Source organism: Hydrogenovibrio sp. SC-1, assembly GCF_002848135.1.
GTDB lineage: Bacteria > Pseudomonadota > Gammaproteobacteria > Thiomicrospirales > Thiomicrospiraceae > Hydrogenovibrio.
On the sequence record NZ_PKGB01000017.1, the window covers coordinates 1 to 17451 of the forward strand.

The 17451-nt window shown below is 42.0% G+C and carries 21 protein-coding genes; 8 read left to right on the forward strand and 13 right to left on the reverse strand.

Features of this window, described 5'->3' with window-relative positions; all coding sequences use genetic code 11:
- The 8 genes from CYQ88_RS11525 to CYQ88_RS09195 all read left to right on the forward strand — a co-directional run.
- Window positions 1–578: HEPN domain-containing protein (locus tag CYQ88_RS11525; RefSeq protein ID WP_199170184.1), on the forward strand; the 578-nt coding region annotated here is incomplete at its 5' end.
- A gap of 21 nt (window positions 579–599) precedes the next feature.
- On the forward strand, window positions 600–1088 hold the full coding sequence (locus tag CYQ88_RS09165; RefSeq protein ID WP_101841057.1) for a hypothetical protein: 489 nt from the start codon (window positions 600–602) through the stop codon (window positions 1086–1088).
- 82 nt (window positions 1089–1170) lie between these two features.
- Window positions 1171–1899: a restriction endonuclease gene (locus CYQ88_RS09170; protein ID WP_101841058.1), complete on the forward strand. Its 729-nt coding sequence runs from the start codon at window positions 1171–1173 to the stop codon at window positions 1897–1899.
- Window positions 1900–1995: 96 nt separating this feature from the next.
- Window positions 1996–2382, forward strand: a complete 387-nt coding sequence (locus CYQ88_RS09175) for a hypothetical protein (RefSeq protein ID WP_199170185.1) — start codon at window positions 1996–1998, stop codon at window positions 2380–2382.
- Window positions 2383–2615: 233 nt separating this feature from the next.
- Window positions 2616–3986: a 30S ribosomal protein S12 methylthiotransferase RimO gene (gene rimO / locus CYQ88_RS09180; protein WP_101841059.1), complete on the forward strand. Its 1371-nt coding sequence runs from the start codon at window positions 2616–2618 to the stop codon at window positions 3984–3986.
- Between the two features lie 11 nt (window positions 3987–3997).
- Window positions 3998–4507 (forward strand): DNA-deoxyinosine glycosylase, encoded by a 510-nt coding sequence (locus CYQ88_RS09185; RefSeq protein WP_101841060.1) that lies wholly within the window; start codon window positions 3998–4000, stop codon window positions 4505–4507.
- Window positions 4508–4689: 182 nt separating this feature from the next.
- Window positions 4690–6108, forward strand: a complete 1419-nt coding sequence (gene yegQ, locus CYQ88_RS09190) for a tRNA 5-hydroxyuridine modification protein YegQ (protein ID WP_233188855.1) — start codon at window positions 4690–4692, stop codon at window positions 6106–6108.
- Between the two features lie 12 nt (window positions 6109–6120).
- Window positions 6121–6378, forward strand: coding sequence for a YfhL family 4Fe-4S dicluster ferredoxin (locus tag CYQ88_RS09195; protein WP_101841062.1), 258 nt, complete (start codon window positions 6121–6123; stop codon window positions 6376–6378).
- 45 nt (window positions 6379–6423) lie between these two features.
- On the opposite strand, the gene CYQ88_RS09200 is transcribed toward CYQ88_RS09195, so the two are convergent.
- The 13 genes from CYQ88_RS09200 to CYQ88_RS09265 form a co-directional block, all read right to left on the reverse strand.
- Entirely contained in the window at window positions 6424–6771 is a 348-nt protein-coding gene (locus CYQ88_RS09200; RefSeq protein ID WP_101841063.1) for a HopJ type III effector protein, read from the reverse strand.
- An 82-nt stretch (window positions 6772–6853) separates the two neighbouring features.
- The gene (locus tag CYQ88_RS09205) at window positions 6854–8101 is read right to left on the reverse strand and encodes a leucine-rich repeat-containing protein kinase family protein (protein ID WP_101841064.1); all 1248 of its coding nucleotides are present in this window, start codon (window positions 8099–8101) and stop codon (window positions 6854–6856) included.
- A 300-nt stretch (window positions 8102–8401) separates the two neighbouring features.
- Window positions 8402–8893, reverse strand: a complete 492-nt coding sequence (locus tag CYQ88_RS09210) for a hypothetical protein (protein WP_143483780.1) — start codon at window positions 8891–8893, stop codon at window positions 8402–8404.
- Window positions 8894–9055: 162 nt separating this feature from the next.
- The gene (locus tag CYQ88_RS09215; RefSeq protein ID WP_101841066.1) at window positions 9056–9976 is read right to left on the reverse strand and encodes a putative phage abortive infection protein; all 921 of its coding nucleotides are present in this window, start codon (window positions 9974–9976) and stop codon (window positions 9056–9058) included.
- A gap of 111 nt (window positions 9977–10087) precedes the next feature.
- On the reverse strand, window positions 10088–10915 hold the full coding sequence (locus CYQ88_RS09220) for a TIR domain-containing protein (RefSeq protein WP_101841067.1): 828 nt from the start codon (window positions 10913–10915) through the stop codon (window positions 10088–10090).
- 757 nt (window positions 10916–11672) lie between these two features.
- Window positions 11673–12389 carry a MerR family transcriptional regulator gene (locus CYQ88_RS09230; protein WP_101841069.1) on the reverse strand — a complete coding sequence of 239 codons (717 nt, stop codon included), beginning with the start codon at window positions 12387–12389 and terminating at the stop codon, window positions 11673–11675.
- A 137-nt stretch (window positions 12390–12526) separates the two neighbouring features.
- Complete coding sequence (locus CYQ88_RS09235) at window positions 12527–13090, reverse strand: dihydrofolate reductase family protein (protein WP_101841070.1); 564 nt, start codon at window positions 13088–13090, stop codon at window positions 12527–12529.
- 192 nt (window positions 13091–13282) lie between these two features.
- A complete protein-coding gene (locus CYQ88_RS09240; protein ID WP_101841071.1) occupies window positions 13283–13822 on the reverse strand; it encodes a cytochrome b in 540 nt (179 codons plus the stop codon).
- A gap of 165 nt (window positions 13823–13987) precedes the next feature.
- On the reverse strand, window positions 13988–14713 hold the full coding sequence (locus CYQ88_RS09245) for an NAD(P)-dependent oxidoreductase (RefSeq protein WP_101841072.1): 726 nt from the start codon (window positions 14711–14713) through the stop codon (window positions 13988–13990).
- 94 nt (window positions 14714–14807) lie between these two features.
- Window positions 14808–15245, reverse strand: a complete 438-nt coding sequence (locus CYQ88_RS09250; RefSeq protein WP_158236037.1) for an SRPBCC family protein — start codon at window positions 15243–15245, stop codon at window positions 14808–14810.
- 232 nt (window positions 15246–15477) lie between these two features.
- On the reverse strand, window positions 15478–15894 hold the full coding sequence (locus CYQ88_RS09255; protein ID WP_101841074.1) for a DUF6463 family protein: 417 nt from the start codon (window positions 15892–15894) through the stop codon (window positions 15478–15480).
- A gap of 315 nt (window positions 15895–16209) precedes the next feature.
- On the reverse strand, window positions 16210–16710 hold the full coding sequence (locus CYQ88_RS09260) for an SRPBCC domain-containing protein (protein ID WP_158236038.1): 501 nt from the start codon (window positions 16708–16710) through the stop codon (window positions 16210–16212).
- Between the two features lie 132 nt (window positions 16711–16842).
- Entirely contained in the window at window positions 16843–17376 is a 534-nt protein-coding gene (locus CYQ88_RS09265) for an NADPH-dependent FMN reductase (protein ID WP_101841076.1), read from the reverse strand.
- Between the last annotated feature and the right edge of the window lie 75 nt (window positions 17377–17451).

Consider the following 17451-nt stretch of genomic DNA (forward strand, 5'->3'; position numbering starts at 1 on the left):
AGTTTTACGATAACTTCTCAAGTGGGATCCTAAATATTGAGAAACTACTAGAAACACCAATTGATTCGGCTTATGCCAATTGTTTTTATCGCCTTTTGTTTGTAAATGTAATAACTGCGCTTGAAACATATTTGTCAGATGCATTCATTCAGTCAGTGGTTCCAAACGACAACCTGATGAGGAAGTTTGTTGAATCAACGCCAGAGTTTAAGTCGGAAAAAATTCCACTTTCCTTAATTTATAAAGCAGTAGAAGAAATAGAGCAGAAGGCCAAGTCATACTTGGCCGACGTGGTTTGGCACAACTTGGGAAGAGTGAAGCCGATGTATAAAGATGTCTTGGGTATAGAGTTTGAAACAGATTTAGGTGATCTCACCAGGGCAATACTTAAACGACATGACATTATTCATCGCAACGGGAAAACTAAGTTGGGCGAAGAAATATTAATTACCAAGAAAGATGTAACCAGTTTGGTTTCAAAGGCAGAGCTGTTTGCTCAAGAAGTAGATCAAAAAATCAGTGAAGCTAGAGCTAACAATACAATTCAGACGACCGCTGACTCGTCGTCTGATTTTTGACGTTAGCTGCTAAGGAAAGATATGAGCATAGATTGGAATGCAATTTTAAACGGAAGTATCACCTTTGTGCTTCTTATAGTATTGAAAACTTTGCTTGATTTTCGGTTGGCTCAATTTTTTGTCAAATGGCTTTCGTGGATACCTTTGAGGGGTTTCTTCCGTGATAAACCAACGCAAATATCCGGTAAATGGGATCAAGTTTGGGGTTCAGCAAATAGCGCATCGTTTCAATCAGAGGTTGATCGTCATGGACATCCTGACATAAAACAGCTGGGCTCGTATTGCTATGGTGAATTTATTTCCAAGAATGTTACATATGTCGTATTCGGCAGAGTCATAGGTGATTACTTTGTTGGTGACTGGTACGACAAAAATGATCCAAAAGGGTATTTTGGTGCATTCCAGCTTCAAATTCATGATTCAAAGGACATGAAAGGACGGTGGGTTGGTCATTCCAAAACAGTTCATGAGGTGAAAGGTGATGAATGGGTTTGGAAAAAAATCAGCTAACAAGTCAATCAACTACGCGCCTTCGGCGCCGGACGCAGCAAAGCTGCGCCGGTTATTGAGGCGTTAATTTTCAAAGGTGGCCATGACTGACTGGAAGAAGTATGAGCGTTTCATCGCGGAACTTTGCTCTGAGGACTATCAATCTCAAGATGTCACGGTCATCGCAAATGCCAAAATCAAAGGTTGCTTAAGTCAAACGACTAGGCAAGTAGATATCTTAATAGACTCTCGCTTTGGTGACGATAGAAATCGCAGGGTTATTGTAGATGCCAAGAAATATAGCCGCCCCCTAAATGTTAAAGACGTTGAAAGTTTCCATGGAATGATGATGGACTGCTCTTCAAAAGCGGGTATTTTAGTATGTCCAAACGGCTATAGTGAGGCGGCAAAAAAAAGAGCACAAGATTATATTAATTTGAAAATTGTTGCTCTCTCTGAATTGGAAAACGTCGATCTCTCGCTGTGGGATGATTGTATAAGTGATAGTTGTAATGGGAGAAAAGAGCGAGGTTTAGTACTTTGGGGATCGCCTATGGGTATAGGAGCACCATCTTCTCCAGTATCAATTACTACTATTGGTAAATGCGATGTCTGTGGGGATTTTCATATTTGGTGTTGGGACTGTGGTGGTAAATTTTGCTTGGGCGATGAAAGTGAGTTGAAGTGCAATTGCAACCACCCTTGGTTTTGGCTTACCGCCATCGAAGAGGATGAAAGTAGTGAAGGTGACAACGAAGTATTGAAGTTTGTATACCTGCTTTTGGTGACATTAACGGATGCATTAATCGCGGATAGAAAGCCGCTAAATTGAAATTAACAAGGCATTTAAGCGGACAGCCCTTATGAAAATAAATTTTCAACGGACATATGCCGTTTATCCGCAGTCCGCTAAGTGCAATAACTGATTATGAATAAACCTTTTCAAAGAGTTGGGTCATCATCAAACGCTCAAGCTGGACGAGATTTTGAAATATCAGCAAAAAACTTTTTTCAATCCCAAGGTATGAATCTTGATTTAAATGTAAAAGTTCCCGTTGGGATCAGTGCTTTAAAAAAAGACCATGCCTTTGATTTAGGGTGCCTAGAGAAGAAAATAGTAGTTGAATGCAAATCTCATAAATGGACATCAGGTGATAACGTTCCGAGTGCAAAACTTACTGTTTGGAATGAAGCCATGTATTATTTTTTGCTCTTCCCTCTGGCTATCGAAAAATTATGTTTGTGCTTCGTGATTTCAGTGCAAAACGAAATGAAACACTGGTTCAATATTATCTCAGAACATATCAACATTTAATTCCTGATGATGTAGAGTTCTGGGAATATGATGAAATTACAAAATGTGCTAACCAAGTTCAGTAGTCCATTATTGACCAGGCCTGGTCAAATTTGCTGTCAGACGATAGAGATTTCAAAAGCGTAACCCGGAATCAGGTAAAATGTGCCCATTGTATGAATTGGCTTAAGTTTATGGGATGTACGTTTTATGTACGCAACGGATTTTTGCCAAGGTGACTATTAGGAGAAACTATGTCCCGACAACCCACTATTGGCATTGTGAGTTTAGGCTGTCCAAAGGCGACAGTGGATTCCGAGCGCATTTTGACGCAACTGAAAGCAGAAGGCTATCAGTTAACCAATTCCTATGAAGATTCCGATGCGGTGATTGTGAATACGTGCGGCTTTATTGATAGCGCAGTGCAAGAGTCTTTAGATACGATTGGCGAAGCATTAGAAGAAAACGGCAAAGTCATTGTCACAGGTTGTTTGGGTGCGAAGGAAGGGGTGATTGAAACCGCGCATCCGCAAGTGTTAGCGGTTTCGGGGCCGGCAGCTTATGAATTGGTGATGGAACAGGTTCATCAAGCTGTACCACCGCCAGTTCATAACCCTTATGTTGACTTGGTTCCGCCACAAGGCATTAAACTAACACCGAAGCACTTTGCTTATTTAAAAATTTCTGAAGGCTGTAATCATCGTTGTACCTTCTGCATTATTCCGTCAATGCGCGGCGACTTGGTCAGTCGTCCGGTCGCGGAAGTCTTAGCAGAAGCTAAGCGTCTAAAAGAAGCCGGAGTAAAAGAGTTATTAGTGGTGTCGCAAGATACTGCGGCTTATGGCGTGGATGTCAAATATAAAACGGACTTTGCAGAGGGTCGCCCGACTAAAACCTCCATGTATGGTTTGGCTGAAGCGCTGGGTGAGTTAGGCGGCGTGGATGAATTTTGGGTTCGATTGCATTATGTCTATCCTTATCCCAATGTGGAAGAAGTGATTCCGTTAATGGCCGAGGGCAAAATTCTGCCTTATTTAGATATGCCTCTTCAGCATTCACATCCAGATGTTTTGAAAGCGATGAAGCGTCCAGGCAATGTTGAAAAGACTTTAGAGCGTATTCAGAAATGGCGTGAACAGGTGCCGAATTTAACCTTACGCTCCACGTTTATTGTGGGCTTCCCGGGTGAAACGGAAGAACACTTCCAGCATCTATTGGACTTCCTACAAGAAGCTCAACTAGACCGAGTGGGTTGTTTTCAATATTCGCCGGTAGAAGGCGCGGTTGCCAATGAGTTGGCTGAACCCGTTCCAGATGACGTTAAACAAGACCGCTTTGATCGTTTTATGCAATTACAGCAGCAAATCAGTGCGGAAAAAATGCAAGCCAAAATTGGTCAAACCCTTCAAGTGTTGGTGGATGAAGTGGATGAAGAGGGCGCGATTGCCCGTTCACAAGCGGACGCTCCTGAAATTGATGGCATGGTGTTTATTCCAGAAGGGCATCATCTGAATCCAGGTGATTTTGTCAGGGTTGAAATTTTTGCGGCCGATGAATATGACTTGTGGGGAACGCCCGTTGGCGATTTTGTGCCACAACAATCGTCTTATATTGAACTCGGTTAGTTGCTGCTAAAATGCAATGCGCTGGCTTTGACCCCATTGTTGCAGCGAACCCCAAGGTTTTAATCTTGGGTACTATGCCCAGCGTGGTATCGTTGCAAGCCGAATTTTATTATGCGCATCCGCGTAATGGGTTTTGGCCGATTATGGCGGATTATTTTCAGTTGCCGATAGATACGCTTCAACAGAAACGCGCATTAGTTGAGCAATCAGACTTGGCTTTATGGGATGTCTTGCAAGCCTGTGAACGTTCAGGCAGTTTGGATGCGGCCATTCGTCAGCCAGTGGCCAATGCCTTTAGCGACTTATTTGAGCAGTATCCCAGTTTGAACACCGTGCTGTTAAATGGCAAAGCTGCTGAAAAACACTTTAAACAAGCCGTTTTAGCCAAGCAACGATTACCCGATTCGTTGCGGGTGCAAGCGTTGCCTTCCACTAGCCCTGCGAATGCCCGAATGCCCTTTGAAACCAAGAAACAGATATGGCATCAAGCGCTTAATGAGGTTTTTAAAACGAAACCATAAGCCGGTAAGTGTCCGAAAATAGAAATGTTTTTTGGATTTATCGACATCCGTATCATGCAAAAAAATCAGAAATACAGTAAAATACCAACCAAATTACTCGGATATTTAATAAAGAGACCTTTGCCTTGAAAGCAGCACATTTTTCACCAGAACTCCTCTCGCCTGCGGGCACGTTTAAAAATATGGAATATGCCTTCGCCTATGGCGCGGATGCCGTTTATGCGGGGCAACCACGCTACAGCTTGCGGGTGCGTAATAACGAATTTGATGAAGAAAACCTTCGCAAAGGCATCGACTTAGCCCATTCACTGGGCAAAAAGTTTTATGTGGTCAGCAATATCGCGGCTCATAACGCCAAAATCAAAACCTATATGCGTGATATCGCCCCCATTATTGCGATGAAGCCGGATGCCTTGATTATGTCTGATCCTGGGTTGATTGCGATGGTACGAGCGGAATATCCCGAGCAAGAAATTCATTTATCGGTGCAATCCAATGCGGTGAACTGGGCAACCGTCAAGTTCTGGTATGACCAGGGCGTGAGTCGTGTCGTTTTATCTCGTGAGCTGTCTTTGCAAGAAATCCGAGAAATTGGTGAAGCCGTTCCGGACATGGAATTGGAAGTCTTCGTGCATGGCGCTTTGTGTATCGCTTATTCGGGTCGTTGTTTATTATCCGGCTATATCAATAAACGCGATGCTAACCAAGGCACCTGCACCAATGCCTGTCGTTGGAATTACAACACCTATGAAGGCAAGGAAGACGACAGTGGTGATATTGTTGGTATCCCCGCCGATCAAGTTTCGAATATTACCGATTTAACCGAGGTGGAATCTGAAGCGAGCCAACCGGATATCACCATTGGCGCGGGCAAGCCCACGGATAAAACCATGCTATTGGAAGAAGAAGGGCGTCCCGGTGAATACATGCCCGCTTATGAAGATGAGCATGGTACCTATATTATGAACTCCAAAGATTTGCGGGCGGTGGAACTGATTCCTGAATTGGTCGCAATGGGCGTGGATTCTTTAAAAATTGAAGGGCGTACCAAATCGCATTACTATGTGGCGCGTACCGCTCAAGTTTACCGCAAAGCGATTGATGATGCGGTGGCAGGTAAGCCATTTGATAGAAGTTTACTGGGGGAACTTGAAAGTCTTGCCAGTCGCGGTTATACCGAAGGATTCCTACGGCGTCATGTGCATTCTGAATACCAAAACTATGACTATGGCGTTTCTAAATCCGATCAACAGCGATTTGTCGGTGAAGTGATTGATGTGGTCGAACGCGATGGACAAAGTCTATTGGAAATTGATGTTAAGAATAAATTCTGTATTGGTGATTCCATTGAAATTATGACCCCCTCCGGTAATGTCACATTGGAATTGGCGGCTATGCAAGATCATCACGATAAGCCAGTGGACTGTGCGCTTGGCTCAGGTTGGATTGTGCGTATTCCCAATCCGTTTAAAGACTTGAGCTTAGAAGTGTTGAAATTTGGTTTGGTGATGCGTAATGAAGCCTGGGGTGGTGACTTAAAACGCGATGCTGCTGCCAAAAAGCAAGCAGATGGTAAAAAGGACGCTCCAAAAGGGGCTTAAAGGTAAAGCAATATGGCGCTTAAAATCATTGAAGGCTGCACTAATTGTGATATGTGCGAGCCGGAGTGTCCAAACCAAGCCATCTATTACGGTGAAAAAATCTATGAGATCAATCCAGATTTGTGCACTGAATGCGTCGGCTATTACGACACGCCAACCTGTTTAAGCGTCTGTCCAGTGGATTGTATTATTACCGATCCGGACCGCGTTGAAGACAAAGAAACGCTGCTGGAAAAGTTTGAGCAATTGGTACTGACAGATCAAATCTAGCTGATGGCCTCGAGGAGGCTGCCAGCTTATTGCTCAGACCTGTGATTACACTTTCACGGTGAGTGGCATGCCTTCAAATTGAACCCCATCCCAACCCTTTGCCATTAATTGGCGAATGTTTTGATGATCATCCCCATTCACATTTCCTAATACATCGTCACGATAATACCGGCCAAAACAGGCAAGGGTTTGCGCAACCGTTAAATGGTTTTGCTGACCAAAGGCCAAAATTTTGCAAGACCCATTGTTTTGATTGGCCTCATTGTGAACCGAACCATTTTGAAAGGCCGTTGGGGTGAAATCATAGTTTTCATCAATGACCGCCATGCTGTCTTCAAATTTAACCGTATCAGGGTTTTCGGTTAAACGGTTTAAAAAATTCTGTAATGTCATTCTGTATTCTCCTAATGAATTATTATGGATTTAAAGTTCACTCAAAATTTGACCAGGCCTGGTCATTATTCTGCAAATGAGCTTAGTCGACTAATTGATACTTAAGTTTCAAGTCAATAGCGGTCGGTTTTGTTAGGTCTGCTTCAGGGCATAGACTCAGCATATCCTCAACAAAATATCTTAAAGCTCGGCGTTCAATTTGACGGATGGCGTCTTGCTGATCCTCTGGTAAATGATCATATTTTGAGGCAGCGCCAAAGTCACCAAACAAAATATGACCCTCGTCACTGATCAACACATTGTGTGCATACAAATCCCCATGACAAACCTGCTTAGACTCTAAGTGGGCAACCAGATCTTCCATCTGATGCACAATATTGACCACCTCATCAATTGAAAAACTTTGCGACTCATCAAAGGTATCTCGAGAGCAAGTTTCTAGCGAAGGGGGGAGACCAAGATTTTGATAATGGTCGGGAATTAATTCCATGACTAAAGCCGACTTTTCAGCTTCCTTGATGCGCGCCAAAGGTCGAACCAAGTTTGGATGGGCTTCCACCGACAAACACGCATCCAACTCATCCTGAGGGAAACCATCACTGGTCACTTCGCCTTTAAAAACTTTAACGGCCACTTGTTCAGGCAGTTCCAAATGATTGTCGTGCCAATGCGCTTCAAAGATTTCACCCGAAGCCCCTTGACCTAATAAATCACGGAATCTCAGTTGCTCAGAAGTCACTTGTGGAAAGCTTGGGTGATCTAATGTCTCAGAACAAAACGGATTTCCAGAAAAGGCCAGCCAAGCTAAATTAGGTAAGTTCATCAACTGCTTGGGAAACTCTGTTAAAGCATTGGCTGAAATTCTGATTAAGGCCAACTGCTGGCAATTAGATAAGCTTTTCGGTAAAGACGTTAACGCATTGCCTGCCAGCGCCAGTTTTTCAAGCCGATGTAATTGACCGATGCTTTCTGGTAATTGTGTCAGGCGATTGTCGGTTAAGATCAACCAACGGGTATCTTTTGGTAAACAGGTTTCAGAAACCGTTTCCAGCTGATTGTGCTTAAACCCAATCATGTCCAGTTTCGGGCATTTAGACAAACATTCTGGGACATGTCGAAACTGATTATTCGCGCAAAAAAGCACTTTTAAATGAGGGAGTTTATAAAGGTCTTCCGGTAAATCTGACAATTGATTGTTTGAAAGATCCAGAATTTCCAGAGAGTCAGCAAGTGAAAATATTTCTTGAGGAAAGTGGGTTAAGTTTTCAGAAATCTGTAAGCGGCGTACCCCTTTTAGGTCGCCATTCTTTAATTGTTCAAGCGTATGCATGGTTTTATCATTTTAAATTATCAAACGCGCATTATAACGATGTCTGATCGGTTTAGCGGCCTAAACTTGGCTAGGCTGGTCTTAAAATGTCCAGGCCTGGGTATTTTTAGTGAGTTTTACGGAAAGACCTTAGTGGTTCATAGTTTCTTTTCTTTCTCGTTCATATTCATCGTAAGGCTTGTTGGCTTTCGCCATATATGACCCCATTGGTTTCCTAAGAGGCGTGAAATGCTTGGCTATAATTAGCGACGAAGGAGCGCAAGCCAAGCGTTCTACGTCCTCTTGAGTAACTTGTTATAACTACTTTCGCACAAAAGTAGACAACAGATAAGCCACCTTATCTTCTGGGTAGTCTAAGTTTGCAGCTTTAAATGTATCGGCCGTCATGAGTCTAAATGATGGTTCAACGGCTCTTAGCTTTTTAATTGAATCTTTCTCAAAAGCTAGTAGTTCCCTAACACTTGTTGCCGCTTCAATATATGAAGCCATATTTGTCAGGTTTGATTGCTGATGTTCCCTCAGAACAAAGTCTTCTGAATATACGGTTGCTAGACCTTCTTCGATATTAGGCGCGCCTCTTTTACAGTCGGGTGCCAATAAATGAACGACTTCATGAGCAAGTTGGTAATGAGCTAAAACTTCGTTATCTAGTGCGTTGGTATTTAACTGAATAGCAATGTTGCCACAGTTACCAGGAAACCAATTCTGTGGACCGTTCCTTTCAAATTCAACACCTACAAATGTCCAAGACTTGTCCCGTTCCCCATACAAGCTTTCAACTTCCTGCAACATAGCACCTAGACGGCTAGCAAGTGTCCATGTGTACCCATCATCCGTAGGAAGTGGGTGGGTTAGATAATGGTTACGATTTAACACATACTTCCCTGGTAGTTATAACTCCGCGCTCTGGGGTAAACCGAAGCGCAGAGTAGGTTTGTCCCTAGCAGCGCTTTGTTATGCGCTGGCACTAATTGATTTAACAAATCCGGAATTCCCAAATGCAGAACGGTAATAGTTTCTTGTATTTAGGAGTAGGTCATTCTGTTTTTTATCAATTTCAAAAGGCATATGCTCTAGAAATTCATAGCGTTCAAGGAGCTGCTTATAGCGCCAGTATGTGCTACTTTCCCCGTCGCAATAACAGTTAATCGCAAGCACTTGCGAGACATCATAACTCAGAAAAGACCGGACCATATTGCTATACATTTTCTCGTTCTCTGCCATGCCCGAATTGACTATATTGTCTTTATCGAAACTGGCGCCAATTTCACTATCCGGGATGTTTGTGGCTATGAACTTAAGAAGTTGATATAGAATTCTAAAGTAATGGCCACAAAGCCCGTTTTTTTCTTCCAGTTTTTCCTTCGCCTCTTCGAGTGAGGCCGCTTCAAAAATAGATTCTCTTACGATATCGAGATCTGATCGCTCATCTGTCCAACGCCCAGAAGCTGTTGAAATTTTTTCAAGAGCGGCATTGTGCTGCTCCAAGAATGAGAAAAATGTTTGTTCAAATTGTTGTCTACTTAGTATGTCGGATTGTTTCTTCAGGCTGATCTCAGATTTCTCTTGAGCCGTTGCTGAACGCTTCAGTTCTTCTCTGGTTTCCTCTAACTCCTTGCTTTGAAGAATAATTGTAAGTAGTAGTGCAATGAGGGCGAAAAAACTAAGTATTGGATTCAGTGTCCCACCCATGAAATCACCAAACGTTCCCCAGCGCTCGTGCTCATTGCTTAACGAACCAGAAAAGCTCATAAAATAGAATAGGAATACAACTACAACTATCCCAGTTGCGATCGAAAATATCCAGACCAACCAAGAAAATAGCTGGTCGGAAGTAAGTGCTTTTAGCTTTTCTTTAAGATTCTTTTTGATCAAAATCCGACTCTCTGTGTACGCATAACGCCGCCAGCAGGGGCAGAAAAACCAGAGCAAAGCGGCGTTTTTTGGTCCCTCTGGCTGGCTCTGTTAAACGATTTTGGCATGGTGCTAGACAAGTGCTTTGATTTGATAGCCACTAACCTTAAGTTCTTTGGCTATCTCTGTTTTCCAAGCGCCGGCGATATCATGCCCGATATAGACGACACCACTAATATCATTGGGAGTTTCAATTTCCCCTTTGACTAGCGCGCATACATTCTCACGACCAAGCTTAGCCATTAAATAGCCATGCTCAAAAACTACATTTTGCCTTGCTCTTTGCCTTGCAGGAACTTTTGTTTCATGAGCACCGCGACCGCGATCACACCCGGTATAAAGGACTACAGCAAAGCCAGCTTCTTCGCTGTAATGCTCAATTTTTTCGATAATAGTTTTACCCCCACTTGCTTGCTCATGGAGGATTATTGGGGTTAACCCGATAACCTCAATAAAACGAGCCACTTCCTGCTTTGCCTCATTATCACGGCCGTGAACTATAAAAACCTTGTTCTTTTTTACTGGCTTGTTAAGGATAGGGGCTGGAGCCACAAAAGCTGGTGTTGGAAATGGCTGTGGCTTTTGGGGTACTGGTTTGGGCGCCGAATTCTGGTCAAACTCCAAGTAGTTACAAACCTCGGAAAACTGTTCTGATATATACGTTCGTCTCTCAGCGTATGTACCATATTGATTTTTTATGAAGCCCCAGAACGAACCTAAGTTCCGATGCAGCTTTAACCATTCAGGCATCATCGGGGACAAAGTCGGGTTCTTAAGAAGTTCATGGCGAAGTTGCATATATTCACCATCATCTGCTGAACCGCCAGTAGCATAATCCGTTAATAAATTACTTAGATAATTTACCTTGTCTAGATCACTGTCTAAAAATTCGATACTCATACCTTGAAATCATTCTTCCTTTTTATTGGGTATATTGGCGTTGTTTTCATGTCTATTTGACAGTATATTGATAAAAGCTGTTGATTTGACAGGTTATACGGTGTTATCTAGATTTACTGTCATTATGAAAAAGCATTTTTATGAATAATACACTAAAGAAATCATCGTTACTAGATGAAATGCGTAATCAGCTGCGCCGAGAGGGTTACGTATATTCTACCGAAAATGGGTTTTGCGATTGGGTGAGGCGATGTTAATTGATTTCTGATTAAAGGGTTAAAGAAAGGTTAGCAAAGTAGTGAGTCCATTTGATGTTTTGTAGTCATTGAAAAATACCCAGGCCTGGGTATTTTTAGTGAGTTTTAAACGAAAGACCTTACGGGTTCACAGTTTCCTTTCTTTCTCGTTCATATTCATCGTATGTTTTGCTGGCTTTGGCCATACATTCATCAAATTGATAGGGTGGGACTTTCGAGCAGTCATTTCGTTTACTCATTTGAAGCCCCTCATAAGCGCCTCTCGTTGAGCAGCCAGTTAAAATGAAAAAGACGATGATGAACGATAGATATTTCATGGAGTTATCCTAATTGTATGGGGGCGAAGCTCACTAAACTAATCGGGGAGCATTTAAGCTCAATTTTGTTTATATGATATTTGAATTGATGTCATTGTGGCAGTTCATTGGATGACTTTTGAAAAAAACTCAAAAATCGTCCAGTGACGTTCATTATATTGTTGAATCGGTATTCATCAAAACTCAGTGTGCATTTGATGCTTTCGCCATAAACTCAAACAGCTCATCATTGATGCCATGGTCTTTTCTAGCTTGAGGCTCGTTATGCAGCAACTCATTAAAGGCCTTCAGTTTCGCATCATCATTATTGGTGAGGTGCTTTGTCATTTCAACCCAATGATTCATTAATGTCTGAACTGTTTTCGATTTTGGGCTTTCACCCGAAGATAGTGCGGATTGCATTTTGGCAATCCAGTGATTCCAAGCATCTTCGAAATTTTCACCGTTTTCAGGGCTGTGCGGCTGCTGGTGCATTGCATCGATTTCGGTTTTCTTAAAATATTTTTCATACATAGCCATACTCTCCAAGGTTTGAAATAAAATTTCGTCCAAGTCAAAGGGAGATTGCGTTTGAGTCTCAAGGGTTTCAACGAGCATGCCTATCTTATTTTCAAGCTGTTGAATCGCTTCTCGCTGTTGTTGAAGCCTTGATAATTGCTGTTTAAGTAGCGGGGTTAACTGGTCTGTATCATTCAGCACTTTCGGCATATCCGATATTGAAACACCGAGTTGGCGCAAGGTTTTGATCTGTTGTAATCTTAAGAGATCTGACTGATTGTAAACCCTGTGCCCAGATGCATTTCTAAAGATAGGGCCTATAATGCCTTGCTCTTCATAGAAATGAAGCGCCCTTGCCGTTAGACTGGTTCGCTTAACAATTTCACCAATTTTCCAACCCATTGATTTCCCTCTTTGATAATGGACAATGGAAAGTTTAAAACCTTACGTAACGTAAGATGCAAGGGTTATTTAAATGATTTTTAAGATGCCTTGTCGAGCAAATTACAACGCATTGTCAGTCGGTAGCGAATACTCGATTACTCATACGCTACTTGATAGGTCATTTGAATAAAGTCATTTTCAAAAGCGATTGCCTTGGCATTGACCAACTTTATTGAGTTGTCTAGTTTACCAAACAATGGAATGCCATCCCCCAGCAATATCGGCACTTGAGTTATCGTCATTTCGGTAATGAGTTTGAGCTTAAGAAAAGAAGTAATGGTTGAACCGCCATCAATATAAGCATGTTTTAACCCTTGATCTTCTAGTGATGCTATCAAGTCATAGATTTCACCAGAAAATAGTGTTACCTTCGTTTGCAAGTTTTCAGGAGGGGCTTTTATCGTCTTGCTCAACACAATGATGGGAATATCGCCATAAAGCCATTGCTCAGGTGTTAGATTCATCTCGGCAATCATTTCCATACACTTTCGCCCCATAATCATACAGTCAACCGAATTCATAAAAGCATTAAAGCCCATGTCTGAGTGATCCTGCAAATTGGCTTCTGGGTTGCCAGCGGTATGGAGCCAGTCAACATCTCCCTTGGTTGTGGCGATGTAACCATCTGCACTTGTTGCGATAAAAACGGAGCATTTCATTTCATCATTCCTATAGATTTAAATCTGCATGGATTCGCCAATAAAAAAGGCGCAGTCATATTTATAAAAACCTCAACGAAGTTGGGTAGGCTGTCAAAGTTTAGCTGTAAAAAGTAGGTTGTGGGATAGATGCGAGGAATTGAGGTCTGTCATTCAGCCAGCACGACGGTTATCGCACTGGCTTTAAAATGATTAATCCTTTGGGTTTCTAAAAGAGATTCGGCAAAATAGCCCATCCTTTAGAACAAACTGGTGATATAAAGCCGCGATCACATGAAGTAAAACAAGTGCCGCCAACAGTTTGACAAAAAGGCCATGCGCAAGGCGAGGTAGGAACTCACTGAAATCTTCAGGTAAGGTGCCCTGACCATTAAATACTATATCGGGTAATCCTGCTTGAATAGCAATACCAACACCACTCAATGCAACCAGAAGGGTCAGTATATTCAACGCATAATGAGCAGCTACGCCAAGCTTATCCATAAGCGGGTTGTCTGTTGTAACATGAGCAGGCTGTTCACTCGCACGACGCCAGATAATTCTAACGATGGTTAGCAGCAGAATAATGCCACCAATGGTCATGTGGCCTCTCAACGCATCAATTTTCGCTGGATCGCTGTTGGGGGTTTCCTCAAGCACCGTCATACCCATAAAGAGCATAAGCAGCACAAGGATGGCAACAAGCCAATGTAATGCGACTTGAATATTATTGTATTTTTTCAGGTTACTCATAGCAGGGGTACCTCTCATTGTTTTTGGTTTATTCTGATTCAAAAATGATTTTACTCACAGTAAGTCATCATTTCATGCTTTTTTCCTTGTGATTGAAATTTTATTTGTAAGCTTAGTATTTAAGCTGTGCAACGGGATGTAAGAATAATCCGAATGAGCGCCTTGCTATACATGATTAGAAATAACGGGCATTTTTCCTTTCCATTCACGCCATAGCTCAGGATTTACTGCTAAATCAGACATGAAATCTGCAACATTGATGCGGCTGGTTTGACCTGCATCAAAAATTACATTTTTGATTGGGGAAATATAGACATCATATTTACTGACCTGATCATCATTTATAAGGCCATCAGGACGAACGGCTACCCATTCAATATTGGCGTTGTTTTGTCCAATTTGCATACGAAGAAAATCGGCAGCTTCTTCATTATCTACATGTGGAGGAAGTATTAAGCGTAAGAGTGAAACGACAAGCCTTTGGGAAAGCGGGGGCTTTTCTGGAATATCACGATTGCTATTACCAGCTGTGTTCATGAGGATAATTTTATATTTCTTGTCAGTATTCATAGATTCGATGGTTTTCGCTACTTTTTTAATTGCGTCAGTTACCAATCGTCTAGGGTGGCCATATATGCCTTTAAACGTTAAATTATGACCTAAACAGGAAAGGACTCCATCACAGTCTGTAAGATATTTGGCTAGATCACTCTCAGATATCTTGAGTATTTCTGCTTCAATTATTTGTAGGTTGGAGTGAGAGCTATCTATATTTTCCAATGATTTTTTATTACGAACCATGGCGACAACAGAAGCGCCTTTTTGAAGCAGTTTCTGTACAGCTAATCGACCGGTACTACCACTTGCGCCTAAAACCAAAACCTTACTCATGTCACCTCCTGGTAAATCAACAACGCTACGTTCAGTGGAAAATGTCCGCGTAGGAGGGCGCTTTGCCCAATTGCGGCGCCTTGTTAAGAAGCTCTTATTGAGCCTCTGACGCTCTTTTCAAAGCGTTCAGCCAAACATCAAGAGACTCATGGAGCTTCTTCGCCATCATCCCCTTTAGAAGTTTCACTAGCCAGCCGTCCATGGATTCAAATGTCCGCACCATAGTGTTTCCGTTCTCCAGTGCTATAAACTCCCAAGTATGGATTGCCGACGCGCCAAAGCCTTTGCCGCTCCAACCAATGAAGCTGTTTTCGGAAACCTTTCTAATTGTGGAGTTGAGCTTAAATCCTGCTGATTTCCAAACGAAAGTTGAATCCGGTTCAAGAGGTCCCATTAGCTTCGCCTTAGAGATTTCAGGCTGCCAACTTGGCCAAGAATTGATATCAGTCTGTATTTTCCAGACTGTCTCTAGAGGAGCACTAATTTCGATTTCTTTGCTAGTTTTCAACACAGCACTTTCGTTTATGTTCAAGATATTTCTCACTTTCTAATATTTAGTAAAAAGGGGGGACTTGCAATATTAAATGATTAGGATCAGATGAAAATTAAAATTCATCATAATTTTCTAGCCAATCAATAGGGTGGCTCCGCTTGCTTTTAGCCATGTCCGCTAAGCCCCGAATTAAATTAATCCTGTTAAGTCGAACGCCATTTTTTGTATTCACTCCGCAAGGGGAGAGGAAGAGCCTAAAGTTTCTTGTTAATTACATATTTTGTCGCTTGGCCGATCGAACATACATGTATATGCCTTGAGGAAGAAGTACAAATGTCATGCCGGATAACGGAACCATATAAGCTCCAACAAGCGATACAGCTATAAAAGTCTTTGCAATTGTCAGAGAAACGTAACCTTCTGATTTTTCAATTCGATCTATTGCCTGACCATACAGGAACATTATTGGCCCTGCATAGAAAAACCAGAACGCCGCAAATTCTACATAATTTAATGTTCCGTCGAAAAATGAAAAATCTGCAGCACCACTACTAATATTAAAAAACCAACTACGTGAAAAGTCTAAAAATTGGTCGCCAAAAACGCCAGGTAAAATAGCGAGAATCACATGTGCAATTCCTGTAGCCATCAGCAGCCTACCATGTATTCGGGGATTAGTCGTTTGCATGTGCGTTCTCAGTTTTTGGTTAATGTTTAATATAAAGTTATATTGACATGGTAAAAAATACTTTTATAAATCATACAGTAAACAAATTATCGTGGCTAGAATAATCCATAATGTATTGAGGTTTGAAGGTTATGTGTTTTTTGTGGTCAATCGTTACTGTGATTAGGTAGGCTGTTTAAAATACACAGGCCTGGGTGTATTAGGTGGGGTAAATGGGTACAGTATGTAACCATCTATCAGTCTATCAGCAGAACAGGTGCGATAGCGACTGTGCCAGCTGGAAGGCTTTGTTTGATTGTGAATTCTGTTTGGATTTTATTTTGAACCATCCTCAACCAATTTTTTCAATGCCATATTCATTTGTTGGTACCCTTCAGCAATTACGTCGGGAGGCAAGTCGGCAAATCCAATTGCAAAACCGGAGAAATCCTCATTGTGTTTTAACAGCGTTTTTCCATGGGCTTGCGACTCTAATATAAAGCTGTGCACACCGTAGAATATTCCTTTAATACCGCCACCCCATGTAATCTCTTGGTTTTCAACGATACGCATCATATGAGGAGGAACTTCAACTTCTTTCCCATCAGGCCGTAAAACAAATATTTTTAGTTCAGCGCCTTCCTCGAACTTTCCTACAACTTTACGGTGATACGGATTCCAATTTGGATATGAATCAAGGTCGGCGAGGATTTTGTAGACTTCTTCTTTTGGTGCATCTATTTCCACTGATGTTCTAATCGCAATACTAGAGCAACCTACTGTCATAAAAACGATCCCTGTCACTACAAATATCAATAAATATTTAAAGTATTCCATTGTACTCCCTTGAGGATTCTTCAAGCTAACGCATTTCTTTGGCGACCACTGGAGTGGCTCTTGATTTTGTGCCATGCGGCACAAAAAAGTGCCGCAGAGGTGCGTCGGCTTGAACTGATTGTTTGGCTTGCATCATCTGCTTTGATGTACCGCCTCTATAAAATTACACCAAAAACTAGAAATTTCCGATTCATGCTGTGGCTCCCGTAGAAGTTCTTCGATTTCTTCAGGAGACTTTCCGATTAGGGGAATGCGTAAAAATAAGTCTTCAAGAAAGTTGTCGCTAACTGTTGAAAGCACCAATCTTAAAGAGTTCAACATGTCGTCACCTCGGTGTGATGCATGCACCAACGCAACGGGTTTTCCAATAATTTCGAAGCGAGAAACCATCCAGTCGATTGCATTTTTAAGGCCACCTGGAATGGATCGTACATATTCAGGACTCGATATGATAATGCCATCCGTAGCAGAAAGCTTTTCCAAAAATTCGCTTACTACTCTTGGCGTTGCCTCTCCTTCAGAGTCTGGAGAGAAGACGGGAAGTACATCTAGCCTATGAAAAACCGACAACTCGACACCCTCCGGAGTGAGATCCTTCATAAACCTAAGCAAAGCCGTGTTTGTAGATGCCTCGCGTGCGCTACCTGAGATGGCTAGTATTTCCATAGCATTTCAAACCTATTGTTTTTATTGGCTATAAGGGTTTCTAAGTTACTGTCGTTATTAAAACACTTTTTAAAG